This window comes from Clostridioides sp. LIBA-2809 (assembly GCF_056688965.1).
On sequence record NZ_CP197004.1, the window covers coordinates 66,467 to 91,444 of the forward strand.

A 24,978-nucleotide genomic window follows, 5' to 3' on the forward strand; every position below is an offset into this window, starting at 1 on the left:
AAATAGGAGGAGAGCCTATGTCAGTAGAAGTAATAATGCCAAAAGCAGGAGTAGCTATGGAAGAAGGTACTATAGTTTCTTGGCTAAAACAAGAAGGTGAAGAAGTAAAAATTGGAGAGCCTATATTAGAGATAACAACAGACAAAGTAAACATGGAAATAGAGTCAGAGGGAGAAGGTACACTGGCTGTAATCATACATAAAGAAGAAGGTGAAGTATTACCAGTATTTACAGTAATAGGTGTAATAGCAGAAAAAGGTGAAAATCAAGAAGAAATAAAAGATAAATATTTATCTGGTAATGTCTCAAAAGAAGATATTGTTGAAGAAATTCAAAACGTAGAGGAAAAAGAAGAAAAAATAAATAAAAAAGAATGTAATCATGATTATGATGTAGTAGTAATAGGTGGAGGACCTGGAGGTTATTTATCAGCATTAAAAGCATCTCTATTAGGTGGAAAAGTTGCATTAGTTGAAGAAAACATATTAGGAGGAACTTGCTTAAATAGAGGTTGTATTCCTACAAAGACCTATATAAAAACAGCAGAAATATTGGAAGAAGTTGAACAGTTATCAAAGAGGGGCGTAAAAGTAGCTGTAGATAAGGAACAGGATATCAAAAAAGCAATAAAATATAAAAATAGAGTAGTTAAAAAACTTACAGCTGGTGTTGGTGGTCTATTAAAAAGCAGAAATGTAGATGTATTTAATCTTAAAGCTAGCGTTAAAGAAGCACATAAAGTAATATTATCTGATGGAAAAATTTTAGATACAGAAAATATAATAATCGCAACAGGTTCTAAAGTAAGAGTATTACCTATAAAAGGAATAGAATCGAATTTGATAATAACTAGTACAGAAGCTTTAGATTTAGAAGTGGTGCCACAAGAATTAGTAATAATTGGTGGTGGAGTGATAGGTTGCGAATTTGCAGAGATATTTAATTCAAGAGGTTCTAAGGTAACTATTGTAGAAATGGAAGATAGAATAATTCCAAGAATGGATAAAGAATTGAGCGAATCTCTGAACTATTCTCTTAGTAAAAAAGGTATAAATGTATTAACTAAGAAGAAAGTTTCTGAATTCAAAGAAGAAGGCAATAAAATAGTAGTATGCATTGAAGATGAAGAGCCAATAAAAGCAGATTTATGTCTATATGCTATAGGAAGACAAGCTAATCTTTCTGGTATAGAAGATTTGGATATTAAAATAGATAAAGGTTCAATAGCTGTAAACAGTAAAATGGAGACAAGTATACCAAATATATACGCAGTAGGTGATGTTACTGGTGGTGTGATGTTAGCTCATGCAGCATTTAAAATGGGAGAGGTAGCAGCTGCAAATGCTTTAGGGATGAATGAAGAAGTTGATTTAAGTGCGTTGCCTAGTTGTGTCTATACAATTCCAGAAGTAGCATCAGTTGGACTTACAGAAGAAGATGCTAGAAAAAAACATAATGTAAAAGTGGGTAAATTCAACTTTGCTGGAAATGGAAGAGCCTTAGCTTCTGGACAAGAGCAAGGATATGTAAAAGTGATAGCAGATGATAAATATGGAGAAATTTTAGGAGTACATATGTTTGGATGTGGTGTAGCAGAACTTATAAATCATGCAGCATCATTTAAGGCATTAGAAATACCTGCTGATGAAGCTAGTGAGTTGATATTTGGTCATCCATGTACTTCAGAAGCTTTGATGGAAGCTTTAGCAGATGTAAATGGGAGATGTTTACATTTACCTAAAAAATAAATTATTAATGTAAGTTTATTATTAAAATAAATTTATATTATAAAATCTTAAAATACTTATTTAGCCATACTCTTTCTTGTATAAATATATATATTTGTACGAGAAGGAGTATTTTTTATGTGAAAATATAGAAATTAAATATTTGTAGTTTTTGTTGTACAAAAAAGATAGTAATATAAAATAACAGTGTCATTTTAGTATGACTTTACTTGGAATTAGAAAAAAAGACTTTTTTGTTTTTTTAAACGTATTATTTGTAAAATATTAAAAAAAATTTTCTTAATATTTCAATAAAAGAATAGCTTGATTTAAATGTTATGATTTTATGCAATAATAATAAGCACAAAAAAAACAATATATGGCATATAAGTTGCTATATAAATAGTAAGGAGGGAACAATTATAAATGAGGCAAAGAATAAAAAACCTAATTGAAAATGAAGATAAGAAAAATCCTTTAACAGATGAAGCAATTTCAAGTATGCTAAATGTTCGAAGAGAAGATGTTACCTTTTTGAGAAATGAGTTAAAAATAGAGGATTCAAGACAAAGAAGAAAAGTTGTTTTGATTAAAGCTATAAAGGACATTTTAAAGGAAGAAAATATTATAAATAAAAATGACATAACAAGAAGGTTAAACAGTATTGGATTTACAGTATCAAGATTTACAGTCATACAGTATTTAAAAGAAATTCAAGATTCTGATGATTTAAAGCCTGATAAAGAAGTTGATGATAAAAAAGAAGAGATAAAGAATAATGGAGAAAATATAGATATAGCATTTGATAAATTAATAGGCAGTAGTGGCAGTTTAAGTACAATTATAAAATTATCCAAAGCAGCAATACTCTATCCTCCTCACGGCCTTCACACCATCATTATGGGGCCAACTGGTGTTGGAAAGAGTGAGTTAGCAGAATGTATGTATAAATTTGCAGTAGAATCATCTAGATTCCCTAAGAATGCACCTTTTATAGTTTTTAATGCTGCAGATTATTCAGAAAATCCACAGCTTTTATTATCTCAATTATTTGGACATGTCAAAGGTGCTTTTACAGGAGCTGATGAGACCAAAGAAGGTTTAGTATCAAAAGCAAATGGAGGAATCTTGTTTATAGATGAAATACATAGATTGCCTCATGAAGGTCAAGAGATATTATTTCAATTAATTGATAAAGGTATGGTCAGAAAGCTAGGAGAAACAAGGTTGACAAATAAAATAGATGTAATGATTATTTCAGCAACTTCTGAACCCATAGATTCTCACTTACTTAATACATTTAAAAGACGTATACCTGTAACAATTGAAATACCAGAATTAGTTGCAAGACCATTAAATGAGAGGTTTGATATTATAAATAACTTCTTCTTAATAGAAGCTCAAAGAATGGAAACAAGAATACATATAAAATCAGATGTATTAAAAGCTCTTATGCTTTACGATTGTATAGGAAATGTTGGTCAGCTTAGAAGTGATATTCAAGTAGCTTGTGCCAGGGGACTATTAAACAAACTTACGAGCAAACAGAAAGAAGTAAATATAAATATATCAGATGTACCTGGATATGTTAAACAAGGTCTTATGAAAATTAGAAATTGTAGAGATAAAATAGAAAATTATGTAGATGGAGACTTAATTATAGACTCAAGTTATCATGGTGAGATAGAAAAGAAAAATGAAGATATATATACTTTTCCAGATGAAATATATAAGCTTACTGAAAGAAGACATATTGATTTATTAGAGCAAGGTTTAGATTTTGATGTTATAAATAGAATTGTTGGAGGAGAGTTAGAAAGCTGTATTCAAAAATATATAAAGCAAGTTAAAAAAGTTTCTATTAGTGATAATATTCCAGATATAAGTCCGATTGTTGGAAAATATATTGTAGAGCTTACTTATGAAGTAATCAAAATAGCATCACAATATCTTAGTTCCTTAGAGCCAAATCTACATTTATGTTTAGCAGTTCACTTAAAAGCAGCTTTTGAGAGGCTAAAAGAAGGTAAAGTAATATCCAATGCCCATTTAAAAGAAATAATAGGAAATTATCCATTAGAATACTCTGTAGCAGAAAAGGTAGCTCAACATCTGAAGGAAAGATATAATATAAATTTGCCAAAAGAAGAAATAGGTATAATAGCGATATATTTTAAAATGAGTAGCAGAAGAGATATATCTGAACAAAAAAAGATAGGTGTACTTCTTATGGCTCATGGAAGAGTGGCTTCATCTGTATGTGAAGTTACAAATAAACTATTAGGAATTAACCATGCAAGGTATTTAGATATGCCATTTGAAAAAAAACCAGAAGAAATGATTGAAGAGGCTACTACAGTAGTAAAAGATATTGATGAAGGTAGAGGCGTGATTATATTAGTTGATATGGGTTCGCTTTCATATTTTGGAGATATTATCTCTGGGAAGACAGGGATTAATATAAGGACAATATGTAGATTTGACACCTTACTATCCATAGAAGTTATACGAAGAGCAGTTTTACCAGATTTAACAATAGATGAAATAGTTGATGAAGTTAAAAGTATAGAACCACAAGTAAAGGAGAGGGCTAGTAAATATAACAACACAAAATTAGATTCTAGAAAACCTATAATTTTAACATTATGTATTACAGGATTAGGAGGAGCTTGTAAGGTAAAAAAAATCTTAGAGGAAAATATTAAAGGTATAAATGAAAAGGTTGATATAGAATCTATAGGTATGATTGAATATCCAAGTCTTGACTTAGAGATAAAGCAAATAAGTAATGATAAGAATGTAATTGCTATAGTTGGAACAATTGACCCACAGATAGCCAATATCCCTTTCTTTAGCCTAGTAGACATAACTGATAAAACAAAATTAAATCAAATAAATAATTTAATTGATACAAATCAAATTGTTAAAACAAATAAAAAATATGAATTATCAGATTTAATACATAAAGAAGATATCTTTGTAGATTTACAAGTTAAATCAAAAGAAGACGCTTTAAAGTACATGAGTAAAAAACTTAGAGAAAAAGGTTATGTGACGAAAAATTTCTATAAAAAAGTGGTAGAAAGAGATAATCTATTTCCGACTGAATTATCAGATGGAATAGCAATACCTCATACTGATGGAATAGATGTAATTAGACCAGCTATAAGTATAGCTATTTTGAAAAATCCTATTATATGGAGTAAAAATAAAGTGAAAATAATACTTTTATTAGCTGTAGACCAAAAATGCTTTAATCCATTAAATACTCTACTTACATTTATAGAAACAGATGAATTTAAAGATATAAAAAACATTAAAGATAGAGATTTTATTAGGGAGATGATATTAGATGGAGTCAATGCAAATAATCAGTAGTAATTTAATTTTCAAAAATATTGAAGTGTCAAATAATGAAGATGCATTAAAATTTTTAGGACAACGTTTATTTGATAAACAGTATGTAAAAGAAAGTTACATAGAAGCTGTTATAGCAAGAGAAAAAAAGTATGCTACAGGGTTACCAACGGAAATCTATGGAGTAGCTATACCACATACAGATATAGTACATGTAAATGAACCAGGTATAGCGATTGGCATACTTAATAAGCCTGTAAAATTTATAATGATGGGTACAGAAGATACTGAAATTGATGTAAAAGTTGTATTTATGTTAGCAGTAAAAGAGCCACAAGAACAATTACAATTATTAGAAAAACTTATGACTATATTTCAAGATAAGAATATGTTAAATAATATTGTAGATTTAAATGAAGAAAGTATGAGTGACTTATTAAACTCTAAACTAAAAAATTAAACATGTAAAGAGTATTAAAAATATATAAATGCTATTGAAGATTTCTAACTATAGATATCTTTAAAATAAAACAATTTTAATGGGGGTGAATAATGTGGCTAAAAAAATATTAGTTGCATGTGGAACAGGAGTATGTACTTCAACAATTGCTATAAACAAATTAAAGAAAGCACTTCAAGACCTTGGGAAATTAGACATGGTTAATATTACACAGTGTAAAGTAGTGGAAGTTGCGTCAAAAGCACCTGACTATGATTTGATAATTTGTACTACACAAGTTTCTAGTAGTATAAAAACACCTGTAATAAATGGGTTACCTTTTTTAACTGGTGTTGGAATGGACAAATTAATCGATGATGTATTGGAAAAATTAGAATTATAATTTGAACTTTTAAAGAATAGAGTCTCTAAAATTATAAGTTTTAGAGACTGAAAATTAAATAATGGAGGGTCTTTAGATGGAGATATTAAATTTCATTGTTAGTTTAGGTGCACAAGTAATGATGCCAATAATAATATGTATTTTTGGTTTGATATTAGGCACAAAGATTGGAAAATCATTAAGAGCTGGTTTAACAGTGGGGGTTGGATTTATAGGTCTTAATACTATTATAGCTTTATTGACAGATAACTTAGGTCCAGCAACACAACAAATGGTTAAGAACTTAGGATTAAACCTATCTATAATAGATGTAGGCTGGCCAGCAGCATCAGCTATAGCTTTTGCATCAACGGTAGGGGCTTTAATTATTCCAATAGGTCTTGTAGTAAATATAGTTATGTTAATTACTAATACTACTCAAACTGTTGATGTAGACATATGGGATTACTGGCATTTTGCTTTTACAGGGGCTTTAGTAGCAGGAGCCACACAAAGTGTAGTATGGGGAGTGTTTGCGGCAGTAGCAAATATGGTAATTGTATTGGTAATGGCAGATTTAACTGCTCCAGGTATAGAGAAATATTTGGGTATGCCAGGGATATCCCTTCCTCATGGATTTACACAAGCATTTGTTCCAATTGCTATAGTTGTAAATAAATTACTAGACTTAATACCAGGTATAAATAAGATTGAGATAAATGCGGATACACTACAGAAAAAATTTGGATTATTTGGAGAACCTTTAATCATGGGGTCTATAATAGGTATAATAATTGGTATTGCAGCGAAATATGATATAAAAGGTATATTACAGTTAGGTGTAACTATGGGAGCTGTATTGATATTAATTCCAAAGATGGCAGCATTGTTAATGGAAGGTTTATTACCAGTATCAGAAGCAGCACAGGAATTTATTGAGAAAAGATTTAAAAATAGAGGGAAGATTTATATAGGTTTAGATTCAGCAGTAGGGATAGGTCATCCTGTTACATTGTCAGTTGCATTAGTATTGGTTCCTTTAACTATAGTTATAGCAGCTATATTACCAGGAAATAAAGTCCTGCCATTTGCAGACTTAGCAGTAATTCCATTTGCACTTGTTTTAATCGTACCAATTACAAAAGGAAATGTATTTAGAACATTAATAATAGGAATACTTATAATTACTTCTGGATTGTTAATTGCAACTAATTTAGCTCCACTATTTACTCAAATGGCTCTAAATGCTAGTTTTAAAATGCCTGAAGGAGCAACTATGATTTCAAGCATTTGTGATGGTGCAAATCCATTAAGTTGGGTATTTGTAAAGATTATGAATTATAAAGCTATTGGAGGAGTGATTTTTGGAGTTATAGCTTTAGGAATGGCTATTTACAATAGAAATAGAATAATAAAGGAAAATAAAAAATTATCTCTAGAAGAGGAAATATAAAAATAATTTTATTGGAGTGTATGGATTATGAAAAAATATAAATATAATTCTATAAGATACTTAATTAGCGTGATAGTACCAGGATTTTTTATGATTTTGATATTGATTTATGCACTGTTTAATAACTATATAAATTTTAGTGTAAATATGTATAGTTTGTTGATAATTATCTGTACCTATGGGATACACAATACTTTTGTATCATCAAGTAATCCTAAAGAAATTATTATTGATAATAAATGTATACATTTTATCTCATTTATTGCTACACATAAGTATGAAATTACAGATATCAAAAAAGTAAGAATACGAGAGTTTTACAATAAAAATCTTTATCTGAAAATTAATGATGGGAGCTTTTTTAAAGGTAGGTATTGGATAAGAACAAATATGTTTAGTAACGATATAGAATTATACAATTATTTTGTTGCATTAGAAGAAGGTTTATATCCAGAATCATTAAAATTTAGAAATAAGAGATTAGATAATAAAGGAGTATAAGAGTAAAAAATTAAAATTGGAAGTGGATTAATTTCTATTGATAAAATGTAATATTAGGTTTTATGGAAAGTTTTTGGAATTTTCAAATAAAATTGAAGATAGTATTTAAATAATAAGGTGCAACTAAGATATATAAAGGTTGTGTCTATAATAGATTGGGGGATTTAACTAATGTTGTTGGAGAAATTGAGAAAAGAAGTATTACAGGCATCTTTAGACCTTTTAAATTATAAGTTGGTGACATTAACAGGAGGAAATGTAAGTGGAAGAGACGAAGAAACTGGATATATAGCAATTACCCCAAGTGGAATGGACTATAGAAACCTTATACCAAGTGATATTGTTATAGTGGATATAGAAGGAAACACTATAGATGGAAAATGGAAAGCATCAGTGGATTTGCCAGACCACTTATATATATATAAGCATAGAGAAGATATAAATAGTATAATTCATACACACTCTACATACTCAAGTTGTTTTGCTATTTTAAATGAACCTATAGCGTGTGCAAGTACAACTCTTGCAAATGAAGTAGGTGGGGCGGTACCTGTCGCAAAATTTGCACCACCAACATCTAACAAAATGGGGAAATGTGTTGTTGAAGTAATTGGTAATAAAAGAGCGTGTCTTTTAGCAAATCATGGTGTAATAGCAGTTGGTCCATCTGTAGGACATGCCATTACAGCAGCTGTAATGTTGGAAGATTCAGCAAAAGTATATTACTTGGCAAAATCAATTGGCACACCAGTATTATTGCCAGACGAAGAAATTCAAAGAGCTAGAGATGTATTTTTTAATGTATATGGTCAGGACAAATAAGCTAGGTAAAACTTTTAAATTAATGTAAAAATATAGATATTCAATAATATTAAGGCGTTTTATAATGATATAATAAGTTTAATAATTAAGAAAGAAAAATAGGAAGTCTAATAGTATATAAAATTATTTAAGTCTAAAATAAAAAATAAGATAAAATAAAAAAGGAGTCTATATTTCTATGTATTACTTATTAAACAAAAGCACAAATCCTTACTTTAATTTAGCATTAGAAGAATATCTATTTTTAAATGAAAAATATAATGATGATATTATAATCATATGGAGAAACGAGGAGTCCATTTTTATTGGTAAAAATCAAAATCCATATCAGGAAATACATCATGCTGTCATTGAAAAGGGAGAAATCCCTATTTTAAGAAGAATATCTGGAGGAGGTACTGTTTATCACGATTTAGGTAATATAAATATGTCATTCATACAAAAAGATAGGCATCTTCATGAAATAGATTTTTTGGAACATACTAAGTTTATGCAAGATATGCTCTTAGCCTTAGGCTTAGATGTATCTATAACTGAAAGAAAAGATTTATTTTTAAATGGTAAAAAAATTTCAGGCTCAGCACAGTCTATAAAAAGAAAAAATTCTCTTTATCATGGAACTCTTCTTTATGATTCGGATTTAAATAAATTGACTAAGTATCTGAATTCAAATAAATCAACTGAATCAAATGCTACTAAGTCTGTTTCAAGTAAAGTGACAAATATTAAACTTGTACTTGAAAAAGATATAAATTACTTTTTAGATTATTGTGTTAAATATTTAAAATCTAATATAAAAAATATAAAAGAACTTGAATTAGATGATGATGATATTAAAAGTGTATACAATCTAGTGGAAGACAAGTATAAAAAAGTGGAGTGGGCATATGGTAAAACACCTAAATTTCAAGTAGTACTGCCATTTAATAGTGAAAGTGAAATCAATATACATGTTAATAAGTGGAAGGTATCAAAGTTTTTTATTTCCTACAAGGATGATGTGATTAATATGGATAAGTTGCTAGAAGTGGAGTTTTTTAAACAAGAAATAAAAGATAGCCTCTTAGAAAATTATCCACATTACATAGATTTAATTAATTTAATATTTTAATATAAAGCCTCCAATTTGATAAAATTTTCTTATATCAAACTGGAGGCTTTGAATATTTTTTGCAAGCTTATAAACCATTACAAAGTTGTAAAGTTAAAAACAACACTATTGAAAAATCAATATATATCGAATTAAATGTGCATGTTTTTAATTAGAAAATAGAGATTAACTGTTTATACAACTGAAAATTTAATATATAATTAATCAGATGGTTAAAATAAAAAATATTGAAAGTTTTAATAAATTATAGTTAAAAATAAAATACGAGGTGATACCATGTATAGTGTTATAATTGTTGCTGCAGGAAGCGGAAGGAGAATGAACCTAGATATAAACAAACAGTTCATAAAATTAAGAGAAAAAGAAATTATTGCTCATACAATTCAAGTTTTTTATGAAAATATAAATATAGATGAAATTGTGGTATGTATAAAAAAAGAAGAGGAAGATTTTTTTAAGGAAAATATAATAAATAAGTATAATTTTAAAAATATAAAAATAGCATATGGTGGAAAAGAGAGACAGGATTCAATATATAATGGCTTAAAAAAATTAGATAAAAATTGTGACATAGTACTTATTCATGACGGAGCGAGACCATTTGTAGACCATAGAATAATTAATGAATCTATAAAGATGGCTAAAGAAAGAAAGGCTGTAGTTGTAGGTGTTCCAGTAAGTGACACTATAAAGATAGTGTCCGATGGAACAGTAAAAGAAACTCCAGAGAGAAGTCTATTGTGGGCAGCACAAACTCCTCAAACTTTTGAATATAATCTGATAATAAACGCTTATGAACAAGCATATAAGAACAATTACTATGGTACTGATGATTCAATGTTGGTGGAAAATATAGGGCAAAGCGTTACTATGGTAATGGGCTCTTATGAAAATATAAAGATAACTAGTCCAGAAGATTTAAATATAGCAGAACAAATATTAAATATGGAAAAAAGAGATGAAGTTAATAGTAGAAGGAGAATTATATGAGAATAGGGTTAGGATATGATGTACACAAATTAACAGAGGATAGAAAACTTATAATTGGTGGAGTAGAAATACCACATGATAAAGGTTTGTTAGGTCATTCTGATGCTGATGTACTGATACATGCAATAATGGATTCTATTTTAGGAGCTTTAGCTTTAGGTGATATAGGTAAGCATTTCCCAGATACAGATGAAAAATATAAGGGAGCAAATAGTATGAAATTATTAGAATATGTATATAATCTAATAACAAGTAAAGGGTATAAGATTGGGAATATAGATAGCACTATAATTGCTCAAAGCCCTAAGATGGCTCCATATATTGAGAGCATGAGAAATAACATATCAAAAACTTTAAATACGGATATTGATAATATAAACATAAAGGCAACTACAGAAGAAGGTCTTGGCTTCACAGGAGCAAAACAAGGTATCGCATCACAAAGTATTTGTTTATTATTGTTGACAAGTCAGAATAATTAATATATTATTAGTAATAAGTTTATTGGATATCAAATAATAGGCCTATATAGAATATCTATAATATGTGAATTTAAGTGAAATTAATATAAATATAAAACTAGCTATGATAAAGAAATAGTAAAACGATGAAATCTTTACAGAGAGAAAACGTTGGTGAGAGTTTTCAAGAGGAAATGTTTGAACCTGTCTTTTAGCTTAAAGGTATAAAAATCTTTACGGTAGGAACCGTTACATTCCCAAAAGAGAGCTATTTATATAGCTAACTAGAGTGGTACCGCGGAAATTAAACCTTTCGTCTCTATACTTGTATAGAGATGAGAGGTTTTTTATATTTTCAAGAAATTAATATTCAGGAGGAATTTATTAATGAAAATGTCTAAAATGTTTATGCCGACATTAAAAGAAATCCCAGCAGATGCTGAGATTACAAGCCATCAATTAATGGTTAGGTCGGGAATGATAAAAAAAATGACTTCAGGGGTTTATAATCAATTACCGATGGGATTAAGAGTGTTCAAAAAAATTGAACAAATAATTAGAGAAGAACTAAATAAAAAAGATTGTCAAGAGATACTTTGTGCGGCTTTACTTCCTTCTGAATTATGGAAAGAGTCCGGAAGATGGACTGCTATGGGTGAAGAAATGTTTAGGCTAAAAGACAGAACAGAAAGAGAATACTGTCTCGGACCAACACATGAAGAAGCCTTCACTGATATAATAAGACAAGAAATTACTTCATATAAACAATTGCCATTGAACCTGTATCAAATACAAGTAAAATATAGAGATGAAAGAAGACCAAGATTTGGTGTTATGAGAACTAAGACTTTTACTATGAAGGATGCATATAGTTTTGATGTAGATGATAAAGGTCTAGATAAATCATATCAAGATATGTTTGATGCATATGTGAGTATATTTGATAGATGTGGTCTAGAGAATAGTCCAGTTCAGGCAGATTCAGGAGCTATAGGAGGGTCTACATCAGCTGAATTTATGGTTAAATCAGAAGTTGGTGAAGATGAAGTTGTATTCTGTAGTGGATGTGACTATGCAGCAAATGTAGAGAGAGCAGAATCTTGTAATGTAGTATCAGAAAAAGAAGATATGAAGGAATTAGAAGAAGTTCATACGCCAGGAGCAGCTACAATAAAAGAACTAGAGGAATTTTTAAAAATTTCTCCAGATAAATTTGCTAAAACTTTAGTATATGAGGCAGATGGAAAAACAGTTGTAGTTGTTGTAAGAGGAGATAGAGAAGTTAACGAAGTTAAAGTGTCTAATGCTATAGGTTCTGTTATAGAATTTGCACTTGCTACAGATGATGTAGTGAGAAAAGTAACTAATGCAGAAGTAGGTTTTGCTGGACCAATAGGTATAAACGCTGACTATGTATTTATAGATAAAGAAATTGTTGAACAAAGAAACATAGTTGTTGGGGCTAATAAAACTGAGTATCATATAAAAAATGCTAACTATGGAAGAGATTTTGAAGGAATAGTTGGAGATTTTAGAAATGTTCAAGAAGGCGACAAGTGTATAGTATGTGGGAAGCCACTTGAAATAGCCAGAGGTGTTGAAGTAGGTCACATATTCAAGCTAGGAACTAAATACTCAGAATCTATGAATGCAAACTTTATAGATAAAGATGGAAAATCAAAACCTATAGTAATGGGATGTTATGGAATAGGTGTTGAAAGAACAGCTGCAGCTATAATTGAACAACATAATGATGAAAAAGGTATAATATGGCCTTTATCAGTAGCTCCATACCATGTTGTGATAGTTCCAGCAAATATGAAAAATGAGGAACAAGTATCAATAGCTGAAAAGATATATAATGATTTACAAGCTATGGGTGTAGAAGTTTTATTAGATGATAGAGACGAAAGAATAGGTGTGAAATTTAATGATTCAGAATTAATAGGAATACCTATGAGAATTACAGTAGGTAAAAATATTAGTGAAGGTAAAGTAGAATTTAAGTTTAGACATAAAGAAGATAAAGAAATAATTGACATAAAAGAAATAAATGAAAAAGTAAAGGCAGAGTTTATCAAAAATAATGTTAGGTTAGGATAGTAACTTAAAAAGCTATTGTATAGATAATCAGAGTTGTACTTTATAAACACCATTTTATCTATATAAGGAGATAAAGTGGTGTTTTTTTATAAAAACATAATAAATGAGGAGGTAATTGAAATGGCAAAAAATGAAAAACAATTTGTTGAAGAAATAACAAAGATGGAAGATGATTTCCCACAATGGTATACAGATGTAATAACTAAGACTGACTTAGTTGATTATGCACCAGTAAAAGGTTTTATGGTTGTAAAGCCATATGGATATGCATTATGGGAAAAAATGCAAGAATTTATGGATAAAAAATTTAAAGAAACTGGACACAAAAACTGTTATTTCCCATTATTAATACCAGAAAGTTTATTAAACAAAGAAGCAGAGCATGTTGAAGGTTTTGCTCCAGAAGTTGCATGGGTAACACATGGAGGAAATAAAAAATTAGAAGAGAGACTATGTGTAAGACCTACTTCAGAAACTATAATATGTACAATGTATGCGAAATGGTTAAAATCATATAGAGAATTACCATACCTTTATAATCAATGGTGCTCAGTTGTTAGATGGGAAAAATCAACTAGACCTTTCTTAAGAACATCTGAGTTTTTATGGCAAGAAGGTCATACATTACATGAAACAGCAGAAGAAGCACAAGAAGAAACAATACAACAATTAGAAATATATAAAGCATTATGTGAAGAATTACTTGCAATGCCAGTTGTAGCTGGTCAAAAAAGTGAAAGTGAGAAGTTTGCAGGTGGTGAAAGAACATATACTATAGAAGCTATGATGCATGATGGTAAAGCGTTACAATCAGGTACAAGTCACTTCTTAGGTCAACACTTTACAAAAGCTTTTGAGATTACTTTTGCAGATAGAGAAGGAAATTTAGCTAATCCATACCATACATCTTGGGGAGCATCTACAAGACTTATAGGTGGACTTATAATGACTCATAGTGATAACAGAGGTCTAGTATTCCCACCAAGAGTAGCTCCAATCCAAGTTGTTATAGTTCCTATAGCTGCTAAAAAAGGAAATGTAATGGAAACAGTGGATAAAATATATGCTGATTTAAAAGCTAAAGGAGTAAGTGTTGAAGTTGATGATAGAGACAACTATACAACTGGCTGGAAGTTTAATGAGTGGGAAATGAAAGGTGTTCCAGTAAGAATTGAAATTGGACCAAAAGATATAGAAAATAATCAAGCTATGATATTCAGAAGAGATACTTTAGAAAAGAGTTCTATGCCTTTAGAAGGATTAGCTGATGCTATATGTGATTTATTTGATGTTATACACAATGATATGTTTGAAAAAGCAAAAAAACATAGAGAAGATAATACATCTGTAGTTGAAAATATGGATGAGTTTAAAAAAGCTTTAGAAGAAAAGCCAGGATTCATAAAGACTATGTGGTGTGGAGATGCAGAATGTGAAGCTAAGATTAAGGAAGAAACAGGAGCAACTATAAGATGCTTACCTTTTGAACAAGAAAACTTAGGTCACAAGTGTGTATATTGTGGAAAAGAAGCAGATAATATGGTAGTAATGGCAAAAGCTTACTAAAATAAGATGTTTAAATAAAAACTGGGGTGATGAGTATTTGATACTTTTCATCCCAATTTTATTTTAAGTTTTATTTCCTTATATATATTTATTATTAGTGTACATACTTACTTTGTAGAACAGTTACTATATAAATATTCCATAAAGTAACTAATAAATACAAATATATCAATAGGGAATGCTTTTAATTTTCAACAAATAAATGAATTAAAAGAAAGATTTATGAAATTAAAACTAGGATTTTCTGCTATAATAAACATGTGTATTTTTAAATAAATAAGGATATTATTATTAGATTTGATTATGCGAAATTCTATGAAACAGGAACCCTGTGACTTTAGTCATGGGAGGTTCAGTAAAAATAAACTTGCAAAACAATGTACTAGTTTAATATTATAGTTATATTGAATAAAATATCAGGAGGAAGTAAAAATGAATGTAAGAGTAAGATTTGCACCAAGTCCAACAGGATTTGTACATATAGGTAGTTTAAGAACTGCTTTATATAATTATTTATTTGCAAAAAAAATGGGCGGAGAGTATATATTAAGAGTAGAGGACACAGACCAAAGTAGATTAGTAGAAGGTGCTATAGAGAATATGCTTAATGCTATGAAATGGGCTGGGGTTAATCATGATGAAGGTGTTATATTAGATGACAATGGAAGTGTAATACAAAAGGGAGAATATGGTCCATATATTCAATCTCAGAGATTAGATATATATCAAGAATATATAAAACAACTTTTAGATAGTGGAAAGGCTTATTATTGTTTCTGTACAAAGGAAAGACTAGATGAAGTAAGAGATGCTCAAAGAGCAGCAGGAGAAACAGCTAAATATGATGGTCACTGTAAGAATCTTTCTAAAGAAGAAGTAGAAGCAAATATAAAAGCAGGAATACCATACGTTATAAGATTAAGATTACCAGAGAATCATACAATTAAGTTTACAGATTTAGTTAGAGGAGATATGGAATTTAATACTAATGATTTAGATGACCAGGTACTAATGAAAACAGATGGATTCCCAACTTATCATTTTGCAGTAGTTGTAGATGATTATTTAATGAAAATCACACATGTTATAAGAGGAGAAGAGTGGGTATCATCTACTCCAAAACATGTCTATTTATATGAAGCTTTTGGATGGGAAGCACCTGTATTTGTACATTTACCAAATATACTTAATAAAGAAAAGAAAAAATTAAGTAAGAGACAAGGTGATGTAGCAGTTGAAGACTTTAAGAAAAAAGGATATTTACCAGAAGGTTTAGTAAACTATGTAGCATTAGTTGGTTGGTCTCCAGAAGATAATCAAGAATTGTTTACAATGGAAGAATTAGAAAAAGCATTCTCTGTAGAAAGAGTATCTAAAAGTGGTGGAGTATTTGATACTGAAAAGCTAAATTGGGTTAATCAACATTATATAAAAGATGGTGATGACACTTACTTAACAGATTTAGCAATACCATTCTTAATAGAAGATGGATTTATAACAGAAGAAGAAGCTACTAGTAAGTATGAGTTTTTAAAGAGTATGATATCAGTACTTAAAGAAAAATTACAATATGTAAAAGAAGTTACTGAACATGCAAGTATATTCTTTGGAGATAAAATAGAAGTAGAGACTGAAGAAGGAAGTGAATTCTTAAAATTAGAACACATACCTACTTTAATAGATGCTTTACAAGAAAAAATAGAAAAATCAGAAGTATTAAATGCTGAATTTGTTCAAGCAATGCTTAAAGAAATACAAAAAGAGTATAAAATAAAAGGAAAAAATTTATTTATGGGCTCAAGAATAATTTTAACAGGGCAAATGCATGGACCAGATTTACCAAAAGTAATGGAGGTTTTAGGAAAAGAAACTTGCTTAAATAGAATAGCTTATGTAAAAAATAATATATTATAGTCATAAAAGTCCGCTAATTTAGAAGCGGACTTTTTTTGTGTTAGTATTTGGTGAAAATATCTAGTTAAGAAAATGAAGGTATTTAGGGCTATAAATTTAATATATAAAAAGCAAAGCAAAAATATAAATAAAATATTAATAATAAACTAATAAAAATATTAAGCATAGAAGAAGGAAATCTATTATTTTAGTTTGATTTAATTATTAAGGGGGTAATTACTATGTATAGTAATATGGATGATGTTAAAAAGGAATTAAAGGAGCTATGCTTAGAATATGTTACAATTTTAGAAAAATTAAAAGATGAAAAAATGATTACAGAAGAAACTTTTGAAAAATGTTCTTCTCAAAAAAAGATATTTTTAGAAGAGCAATAGAGAATAACAATAGTATTTGTTATGATGTGGTTTAGAAGGATAGTACTAAAAATGATAGTAGTACTATTATTTATTGCAATTTTCAACTATAATATAATATATAATGTTAATAAAATAATTTATAAAAATACGGTGAGGTGATGAGTGTGAAAGTTTATAATACATTGACTAGAACAAAAGAAGAATTTGTTCCATTAGAAGAAGGAAAGGTAAAAATGTATGTGTGTGGTCCGACAGTTTATAACTATATACATATAGGTAATGCAAGACCATTTATAATATTTGATACTCTAAGAAGGTATTTAGAGTATAGAGGATATGATGTAACTTATGTACAAAACTTTACAGATGTTGATGACAAGATTATAAATAGAAGCCATGAAGAAGGAATATCTCCAGAGGAAGTTGCTACTAAGTATATAAAAGAATATTTTGTAGATTGTGATGGGTTAGGAATTAAAAGAGCTACTGTTCATCCTCAAGTTACAGATAATATACAACAGATTATAGATTTTATAAAAGAATTAGAAGATAAGGGATATGCATACGCAGTAAATGGTGATGTGTATTTTGATACAAATAAGTTTGAAGGATATGGAAAGCTTTCAGGTCAAAAACAAGAAGACTTAGAAGCTGGTGCTAGAATTGAAGTTAATGACCAAAAAAGACATCCTATGGATTTTGTTCTTTGGAAAGCCAAAAAAGAAGGTGAACCAGGATGGGATAGTCCTTGGGGAGAAGGTAGACCTGGATGGCATATAGAATGTTCTGTTATGTCTAAGAGATATTTAGGTGAGACAATTGATATACATGCAGGTGGTCAAGATTTAACATTCCCACATCATGAAAATGAAATAGCTCAAAGTGAAGCTAGAAGTGGAAAAACATTCTCAAAATACTGGATGCACAATGGATATATAAATATAAATGATGAAAAGATGAGTAAATCTAAAGGTAATTTCTTTACAGTAAGAGATATATCAAAATTATATGATTTAGAGATAGTAAGATTTTTCATGTTATCAGCACATTATAGAAATCCAGTAAACTTTAGTGATGAGATGCTAAATCAAGCTAAAGCTGGTCTTGAAAGATTATATAATACTAAAGAAAAATTAGAATTTACATTAAGTAATTTAAAAGAGTCTACTTTAACAGAAAAAGAAGTAGAGCTTGTTAAAGAGTTAGATAACTTCAGACAAAAATTTATCGACGCTATGGATGATGATGTCAATACAGCAGATGCAGTGAGTGTAATATTTGAGTTAGCTAAGTTAATAAATTCTAATGTAGATGAAAACTCTTCTCTAGAGTTTGCTAAAAAATGCTTAGATGAATTTAATGAGCTTACAAAAGTATTAAACATTGTAAATAAGAAAAAAGATACTGTATTAGATAAGGACATTGAAGAATTAATACAAAAAAGAACTGATGCAAAGAAAAATAAAGAATTCCAATTAGCAGATGATATAAGACAACAATTATTAGATATGGGAATTGTATTAGAAGACACAAGACAAGGTGTTAAGTGGAAAAGGGTATAAAAATGGAAAAAACTGAATTAGTTACTATGTCACCACTAGTTTTAGCATACTTAGGTGATACAGTGTATGAGACATATATAAGAGAACATTTAATTAGACAGAATACACAAAGAAAAGTTAATGATTTGCATAAATTAGCTATAAAGTATGTAAAAGCTAAAGCTCAGGCGAGTATAATTCATGAAATTGAAGCTGAATTAACTGAGGAAGAGAGCAAAATATACAAAAGGGGAAGAAATCAAAAATCAAATACTTCTCCTAAAAATGCAGATATTATAGACTATAAACATGCAACTGGATTTGAGGCCTTGGTTGGATATTTGTATTTAAATAATGAAATAGAGAGACTTCAATATATTATCAATAAAGGAATCAAAATTATTGAAAGAGATATGTAAATATTAAAGAGTGTTGTCTTAATAATAATCAATAAGGCAACACTTTTTTTATAACTAATGTATAATAAATATATAGAAATTAGTCATGAGAAAGGATAAAAGTTTATGAAAGTAAAATTAATATCACATACACCTGAACCAGAAAAAGTAATAGCTATGGCAGCTAAGCTATGTTATTCACCAGTTGGGACAGACGAAATAGAAAAAGACTTAACAGATGAAAGTATAGAGAAATTTTTAAATATGTTATTAGGTATAGGCCATGGGTCAATATTAGAACATGCTTCATTTACATTTTCAATAGAAGGGATATCAAGAGCTTGTTCACATCAAATTGTTAGACATCGTATAGCTAGTTTTTCACAACAAAGTCAAAGATATGTTAAATTAGAGCAATTTGAGTACATAATTCCTCCAGAAATAGAAAAAATAGAAAAAGCAAAAGAGTTATTTATAAATTCAATGAAAAAAGACCAAGAGGCTTATGATAACTTAGTAGAGATATTATTTGAAAATCATTATAATGAATTAATAAAAGATGGAAAAAATGAAAAAACAGCAAAAAGACAAGCTGAGAAGAAAGCAATAGAAGATGCTAGATATGTATTTCCAAATGCATGCGAAACAAAAATGGTATTTACTATAAACGCTAGAAGTTTGTTTAATTTCTTTGAACATAGATGCTGTGAAAGAGCACAGTGGGAAATAAGAAATCTAGCTGTAGAGATGTTAAGAGAGGTTAAAAAGGTTGCTCCAATACTATTTAAAAAGACTGGACCAAGTTGTGTAAATGGGAGTTGTCCAGAAGGAACTATGACTTGTGGAGATATAGTTCAAGTTAGAGAAAAATTTAAGGCCTTGTAGGAGGTGAATCATTTGGCAAGTATAGAAGGAAGAAATCCAGTAATAGAAGCTATAAAAAGTGATAGAGAAATAGACAAAATATTAATTTCAAATTCAGCTAAAGAAGGTTCAATTAAAAAAATAATAGGAATGGCTAAAGAAAAAAACATAATCATACAATATGTTGATAAACATAAGTTGGACGAGGTCAGCACAAGTCATGCACATCAAGGTGTAATAGCTTATGCAAGTGAATATAAGTATTATGAATTGGATGAGTTAATAGATTTAGCAAAGAATAAAGATGAGGACCCATTTTTCATTATACTAGATGAGATAACAGATCCACATAATCTAGGTTCGATAATAAGGACAGCAGATGCAGTAGGAGCACATGGAGTTATTATTCCAAAGAGAAGGTCTGTACACATAACCCCTGTAGTTGCTAAAGCATCCGCTGGAGCAGTAGAGTATATGCCAGTTTGTAAGGTAACCAATATAGTTAATACAATAAAAAGATTAAAAGATGAAGGGCTGTGGATTGCAGCTGCTGATATGGATGGAGAAACTTTTTATAAACAAAATCTTACAGGTCCTCTTGGTGTAGTAATTGGAAGTGAAGGTTTTGGAATATCTAGATTGGTTAAACAAAACTGTGACTTTATAGTAAAAATGCCAATGATAGGTAATGTTACGTCTTTAAATGCATCTGTGGCAGGTGGGATACTTTTATATGAGATATTCAGACAAAGACTGGATAAAAGTAAATAACCATGAAAAAAAATATAAATCATTACTTAATAATAGATGGCTACAATATTATAAATGCGTGGGATAATTTGAAAGAACTGGCTAAAGAGGACTTAGAAGATTCTCGAGAAAAGCTTATTGATGATATTATAGAATTTTCTGAGTTTATGGGTTATAAAACTATAATAGTTTTTGATGCTTATAATGTTAAGAATTCACGAGAAAAAGTTGAGAAAAGAAAACACATAACAATAGTTTATACAAGAGAGCACCAAACAGCAGATAGTTATATAGAAAAATTTATAACTTCTTTATCAAAGTATGATGATGTAAAAGTAGCGACTAATGACTATGCAGAGCAACAAATGATTTTAGGAAAAGGTGCTACAAGAATGTCTGCGAGAGAATTAAAGCTAGAGTTAGATCGTTCCAAGAATAAAATGAAGGAAAAAAATAGCGGTTTGAGGAAAAAAATTCAGCGAAATTGGTTGGAGGAAAGGTTAGATAAAGAAACATTGTCGAAACTTGAGAACATTCGTAGAAAGCGTTGAAATTACTAGCTTCTTTAGACTATAATATACCTATAAATTTGTTTTATATATGGGGGAGATTTACATGTTGGTAGCGAAAGAAAAAAGTTATGAGTTAATAGACAATTGTCAGCAAGATGAGTATAACATTGTATTAAGAGCAAGTGAAGGAGATAAAATAGCATTAGAGTACATTATTACCAAATACAGAAATTTTGTAAAGGCAAAAGCAAAGTCATATTTTTTAATTGGAGCAGATAAAGAAGATATAATACAAGAAGGAATGATAGGCCTTTATAAGGCAGTTAGAGATTTTGATGGAAGCAAGACAAATTCATTTAAATGTTTTGCAGAGATATGTATAACAAGACAAATAATAACTGCTATAAAAACTGCAACAAGACAAAAACATATACCTTTAAATTCATATGTTTCTTTGAATAAACCAATATATGATGAAGAGTCAGACAGAACACTTTTAGATATTATAGCTACAAGTATAGTAACAGATCCAGAAGAGCTTATAATTAGTAAAGAAGAGTTGAAAAATATAGAATCAAAGATGAACGAATTATTAAGTGACTTGGAATTAGAAGTCCTAGAATTATATTTAAATGGAAAGTCATACCAGTTTATAGCGGACAAGCTTAAAAGAGATGTAAAGTCAATAGATAACGCTTTACAAAGGGTTAAGAGAAAATTAGAAAAACATCTTGAAAACAGAAATGATTAATAGTAAAATACTTACCATAAGCTTATTGTGAGCAAAATTAATTTATATCGAAAGATAAGGGAGGAAATTCAAAATGGCTAAAGCTAAATACGAAAGAACAAAACCTCATGTTAATATAGGTACAATAGGACACGTTGACCACGGTAAAACTACATTAACAGCAGCAATAACAAAAACATTATATGACAGATACCAATTAGGAGAAGCAGTAGATTTCGCAAACATAGATAAAGCTCCAGAAGAAAGAGAAAGAGGAATCACAATATCAACAGCACACGTTGAGTATGAGACTCCAAACAGACACTACGCACACGTTGACTGCCCAGGACATGCTGACTACGTTAAGAACATGATAACAGGAGCAGCACAAATGGACGGAGCAATATTAGTTTGTTCAGCAACAGATGGACCAATGCCACAAACAAGAGAGCATATACTATTATCAAGACAAGTTGGTGTACCATATATAGTAGTATTCTTAAACAAATGTGACATGGTAGATGATGAAGAGTTATTAGAATTAGTAGAAATGGAAGTAAGAGATTTATTAACAGAATATGATTTCCCAGGAGATGATACTCCAATAGTAAGAGGATCAGCATTAATGGCATTAGAAGATCCAAAGAGCGAGTGGGGAAATAAGATAGTAGAATTATTCGAGCAAATAGATGAGTATATTCCAGCACCAGAGAGAGATACAGACAAGCCATTCTTAATGCCAGTAGAGGACGTATTCTCAATCACAGGAAGAGGAACAGTTGCAACAGGAAGAGTAGAAAGAGGAGTACTAAAAGTACAAGACGAAGTAGAATTAGTAGGATTAACAGAAGCACCAAGAAAAGTAGTAGTAACAGGAGTAGAGATGTTCAGAAAATTATTAGACCAAGCACAAGCAGGTGATAATATAGGAGCATTATTAAGAGGTGTACAAAGAAACGAGATAGAAAGAGGACAAGTACTAGCAAAAACTGGATCAGTAAAGGCACACACAAAGTTTACAGCAGAAGTATATGTACTTAAAAAAGAAGAGGGTGGAAGACATACACCATTCTTTGATGGATATAGACCACAATTCTATTTCAGAACAACAGACGTAACAGGAGCTTGTAAATTACCAGATGGAATAGAAATGGTAATGCCTGGAGATAACGTAACGATGGAAGTAGACTTAATAAACTCAATAGTTGTAGAAGAGGGATTAAGATTCTCAATAAGAGAAGGTGGAAGAACAGTAGCTTCAGGAGTTGTTGCTACAATAGTAGAGTAATCTTTTATTAAACTGATGGATTAAAAAGAATAATAGAAAGAGGGGTTATGCTCCTCTTTTTTTAACATAGAAATACAAAAACATTGACACAGCATAGGATTTTGTGATAACTTATACAAGGTAATGATTATAGGAAGTTAATAATATCTTGAATACTGTAGATTTTTAATAAATACATATTTTAAAGGTATTATATTCACATATATTAACAATATATATTATTGTATTACAAAGTTGGAGGTGTATCAGATGAGAGTTAAAGTAACTTTAGCATGTACAGAGTGTAAGCAAAGAAACTACAACACTACTAAGAATAAGAAAAATAATCCAGACAGAATAGAATTACAAAAATATTGTAGATTCTGTAAAAAGCATACAACTCATAAAGAAACAAAATAGTTTTTTATAAGGATGTGAGTATGGAATGGCTGCCCAAAAAAATGACGGTGCAAAAACTAAAAAAAGGTTTAGTTTATTTGGATATTTAAAAGAGACTAAACAAGAATTAAAAAGAGTTACATGGCCGACAAAAAAGGAACTGTTTAAAAACACAAGTATAGTTTTAACTGTAGTTATTTCATGCACTATATTAGTATGGGGTATAGACACTATATTATCTGGTGCACTAGCGTTATTACTAAAATAGACGAAAAGAGGTAAGTTAAATGTCAGAATTACAAGAAGCAAGTTGGTATGTAGTTCATACCTATTCGGGACATGAAAATAAAGTTAAAGCTACAATTGAGAAAGCAGTTAAAACAAGAGGTATGGAAGACTGCATAAGACAAGTAGTTGTTCCAACAGAAGAGGTAGTGGAAACTACTAAAACTGGAAAAGAAAAAACTAGACAACGTAAAGTTTATCCAAGTTATGTTTTGGTTAAAATGATAATAACTGATGAATCTTGGTATGTAGTAAGAAATACTAAGGGAGTTACAGGTTTCGTTGGACCTGGTTCAAAACCAGTACCATTAAGTGAAGATGAAGTCAAAGCTATGGGAATAGATACAACAGACCCTAAAGTAGTAAATAGCGATATTGATTTTGAAATAGGAGACACAGTAAAAGTATCTCAAGGACCATTTAGTGGACAAATAGGTAACATAGAAGAAATTGACTTAGAAAATAGAGAAGTCAAAGTATGCATAAATGCATTTGGTAAAAGGACTCTATTTGTAATAGAGCTTGAAGGTATAGAAAAAATCTAATACTATATAGAAAAATCTGAGGAGGTGCGCTCAAAATGGCTAAAAAAGTTATAGGTCAAATAAAATTACAAATACCTGCAGGAAAGGCTACTCCAGCGCCACCAGTTGGACCAGCATTAGGACAACATGGTGTTAATATAATGGGATTCACAAAAGAATTTAATGCTAAAACTGCAGATCAAGCTGGAATGATAATACCAGTTGTTATAACTGTATATCAAGATAGATCATTCAGTTTTATAACAAAAACTCCACCAGCTGCAGTTTTAATTAAAAAAGCATTAAACTTAAAATCAGGTTCTGGAGAACCAAACAAAAAGAAAGTTGCTAAAATGACTTCAGCTCAAGTAAGAGAAATAGCTGAGTTAAAAATGCCTGACTTAAATGCTGCATCAGTAGAAGCTGCTATGAGTATGATAGCTGGTACTGCTAGAAGCATGGGTGTTGTAATAGAAGACTAATAAAAAGAAACACTTTTTTTTATAAAGTGGGAGGCGAAAAG

General features: G+C 29.8%; 25 protein-coding genes and 1 other annotated feature. All 25 genes read left to right on the forward strand.

Going from position 1 to position 24,978, the window contains the following annotated elements; genetic code table 11:
- Positions 1–17 precede the first annotated feature (17 nt).
- The 25 genes from lpdA (at position 18) to rplK (ending at position 24,937) form a co-directional block, all read left to right on the forward strand.
- The gene (gene lpdA, locus ACTG44_RS00490) at positions 18–1,748 is read left to right on the forward strand and encodes a dihydrolipoyl dehydrogenase (RefSeq protein ID WP_479921111.1); all 1,731 of its coding nucleotides are present in this window, start codon (positions 18–20) and stop codon (positions 1,746–1,748) included.
- Positions 1,749–2,153: 405 nt separating this feature from the next.
- The gene (locus ACTG44_RS00495) at positions 2,154–5,105 is read left to right on the forward strand and encodes a sigma 54-interacting transcriptional regulator (RefSeq protein ID WP_479921112.1); all 2,952 of its coding nucleotides are present in this window, start codon (positions 2,154–2,156) and stop codon (positions 5,103–5,105) included.
- Positions 5,080–5,544 carry a PTS sugar transporter subunit IIA gene (locus ACTG44_RS00500; RefSeq protein WP_479917868.1) on the forward strand — a complete coding sequence of 155 codons (465 nt, stop codon included), beginning with the start codon at positions 5,080–5,082 and terminating at the stop codon, positions 5,542–5,544. Before ACTG44_RS00495 ends, ACTG44_RS00500 begins: the two co-directional genes overlap by 26 nt.
- 79 nt (positions 5,545–5,623) lie before the next feature.
- On the forward strand, positions 5,624–5,926 hold the full coding sequence (locus ACTG44_RS00505; protein ID WP_479919644.1) for a PTS sugar transporter subunit IIB: 303 nt from the start codon (positions 5,624–5,626) through the stop codon (positions 5,924–5,926).
- A 76-nt stretch (positions 5,927–6,002) separates the two neighbouring features.
- Positions 6,003–7,358: a PTS galactitol transporter subunit IIC gene (locus tag ACTG44_RS00510; protein WP_021382469.1), complete on the forward strand. Its 1,356-nt coding sequence runs from the start codon at positions 6,003–6,005 to the stop codon at positions 7,356–7,358.
- A 27-nt stretch (positions 7,359–7,385) separates the two neighbouring features.
- Positions 7,386–7,859, forward strand: a complete 474-nt coding sequence (locus ACTG44_RS00515; protein WP_479917870.1) for a hypothetical protein — start codon at positions 7,386–7,388, stop codon at positions 7,857–7,859.
- 171 nt (positions 7,860–8,030) lie between these two features.
- Positions 8,031–8,681: a class II aldolase/adducin family protein gene (locus ACTG44_RS00520; RefSeq protein ID WP_021382472.1), complete on the forward strand. Its 651-nt coding sequence runs from the start codon at positions 8,031–8,033 to the stop codon at positions 8,679–8,681.
- Positions 8,682–8,859: 178 nt separating this feature from the next.
- Positions 8,860–9,792 (forward strand): lipoate--protein ligase, encoded by a 933-nt coding sequence (gene lplA, locus ACTG44_RS00525; RefSeq protein ID WP_479921113.1) that lies wholly within the window; start codon positions 8,860–8,862, stop codon positions 9,790–9,792.
- A gap of 276 nt (positions 9,793–10,068) precedes the next feature.
- Entirely contained in the window at positions 10,069–10,782 is a 714-nt protein-coding gene (gene ispD, locus ACTG44_RS00530) for a 2-C-methyl-D-erythritol 4-phosphate cytidylyltransferase (protein WP_021382498.1), read from the forward strand.
- Positions 10,779–11,264, forward strand: coding sequence for a 2-C-methyl-D-erythritol 2,4-cyclodiphosphate synthase (gene ispF, locus ACTG44_RS00535; protein ID WP_021382470.1), 486 nt, complete (start codon positions 10,779–10,781; stop codon positions 11,262–11,264). Before ispD ends, ispF begins: the two co-directional genes overlap by 4 nt.
- A gap of 94 nt (positions 11,265–11,358) precedes the next feature.
- Positions 11,359–11,567 (forward strand) — a binding site (T-box leader).
- A 63-nt stretch (positions 11,568–11,630) separates the two neighbouring features.
- Entirely contained in the window at positions 11,631–13,346 is a 1,716-nt protein-coding gene (locus ACTG44_RS00540) for a proline--tRNA ligase (protein WP_479917872.1), read from the forward strand.
- A 120-nt stretch (positions 13,347–13,466) separates the two neighbouring features.
- The gene (gene proS, locus ACTG44_RS00545; protein ID WP_021382483.1) at positions 13,467–14,912 is read left to right on the forward strand and encodes a proline--tRNA ligase; all 1,446 of its coding nucleotides are present in this window, start codon (positions 13,467–13,469) and stop codon (positions 14,910–14,912) included.
- 432 nt (positions 14,913–15,344) lie between these two features.
- The gene (gene gltX / locus ACTG44_RS00550; protein WP_479921114.1) at positions 15,345–16,826 is read left to right on the forward strand and encodes a glutamate--tRNA ligase; all 1,482 of its coding nucleotides are present in this window, start codon (positions 15,345–15,347) and stop codon (positions 16,824–16,826) included.
- A gap of 221 nt (positions 16,827–17,047) precedes the next feature.
- Complete coding sequence (locus ACTG44_RS00555; RefSeq protein WP_021382499.1) at positions 17,048–17,203, forward strand: hypothetical protein; 156 nt, start codon at positions 17,048–17,050, stop codon at positions 17,201–17,203.
- 146 nt (positions 17,204–17,349) lie between these two features.
- Positions 17,350–18,747 carry a cysteine--tRNA ligase gene (gene cysS / locus ACTG44_RS00560; RefSeq protein WP_021382482.1) on the forward strand — a complete coding sequence of 466 codons (1,398 nt, stop codon included), beginning with the start codon at positions 17,350–17,352 and terminating at the stop codon, positions 18,745–18,747.
- Between the two features lie 2 nt (positions 18,748–18,749).
- A complete protein-coding gene (locus tag ACTG44_RS00565; RefSeq protein WP_044211958.1) occupies positions 18,750–19,145 on the forward strand; it encodes a ribonuclease III domain-containing protein in 396 nt (131 codons plus the stop codon).
- Positions 19,146–19,250: 105 nt separating this feature from the next.
- A complete protein-coding gene (gene thyX / locus ACTG44_RS00570; protein ID WP_021382485.1) occupies positions 19,251–20,009 on the forward strand; it encodes an FAD-dependent thymidylate synthase in 759 nt (252 codons plus the stop codon).
- A 12-nt stretch (positions 20,010–20,021) separates the two neighbouring features.
- A complete protein-coding gene (gene rlmB / locus ACTG44_RS00575) occupies positions 20,022–20,759 on the forward strand; it encodes a 23S rRNA (guanosine(2251)-2'-O)-methyltransferase RlmB (RefSeq protein WP_021382471.1) in 738 nt (245 codons plus the stop codon).
- A 2-nt stretch (positions 20,760–20,761) separates the two neighbouring features.
- Complete coding sequence (locus ACTG44_RS00580; protein WP_021382459.1) at positions 20,762–21,289, forward strand: NYN domain-containing protein; 528 nt, start codon at positions 20,762–20,764, stop codon at positions 21,287–21,289.
- 64 nt (positions 21,290–21,353) lie between these two features.
- Positions 21,354–22,001 (forward strand): RNA polymerase sporulation sigma factor SigH, encoded by a 648-nt coding sequence (gene sigH / locus ACTG44_RS00585; RefSeq protein WP_021382468.1) that lies wholly within the window; start codon positions 21,354–21,356, stop codon positions 21,999–22,001.
- A gap of 73 nt (positions 22,002–22,074) precedes the next feature.
- On the forward strand, positions 22,075–23,268 hold the full coding sequence (tuf, locus tag ACTG44_RS00590; RefSeq protein WP_169469762.1) for an elongation factor Tu: 1,194 nt from the start codon (positions 22,075–22,077) through the stop codon (positions 23,266–23,268).
- A gap of 249 nt (positions 23,269–23,517) precedes the next feature.
- A complete protein-coding gene (rpmG, locus tag ACTG44_RS00595; protein ID WP_003421192.1) occupies positions 23,518–23,667 on the forward strand; it encodes a 50S ribosomal protein L33 in 150 nt (49 codons plus the stop codon).
- Positions 23,668–23,692: 25 nt separating this feature from the next.
- Complete coding sequence (secE, locus tag ACTG44_RS00600) at positions 23,693–23,914, forward strand: preprotein translocase subunit SecE (protein WP_003429494.1); 222 nt, start codon at positions 23,693–23,695, stop codon at positions 23,912–23,914.
- Between the two features lie 19 nt (positions 23,915–23,933).
- Positions 23,934–24,476, forward strand: a complete 543-nt coding sequence (nusG, locus tag ACTG44_RS00605; protein ID WP_003421190.1) for a transcription termination/antitermination protein NusG — start codon at positions 23,934–23,936, stop codon at positions 24,474–24,476.
- A gap of 35 nt (positions 24,477–24,511) precedes the next feature.
- Positions 24,512–24,937, forward strand: coding sequence for a 50S ribosomal protein L11 (gene rplK / locus ACTG44_RS00610; RefSeq protein ID WP_003421189.1), 426 nt, complete (start codon positions 24,512–24,514; stop codon positions 24,935–24,937).
- The last annotated feature ends 41 nt before the right edge of the window (positions 24,938–24,978 follow it).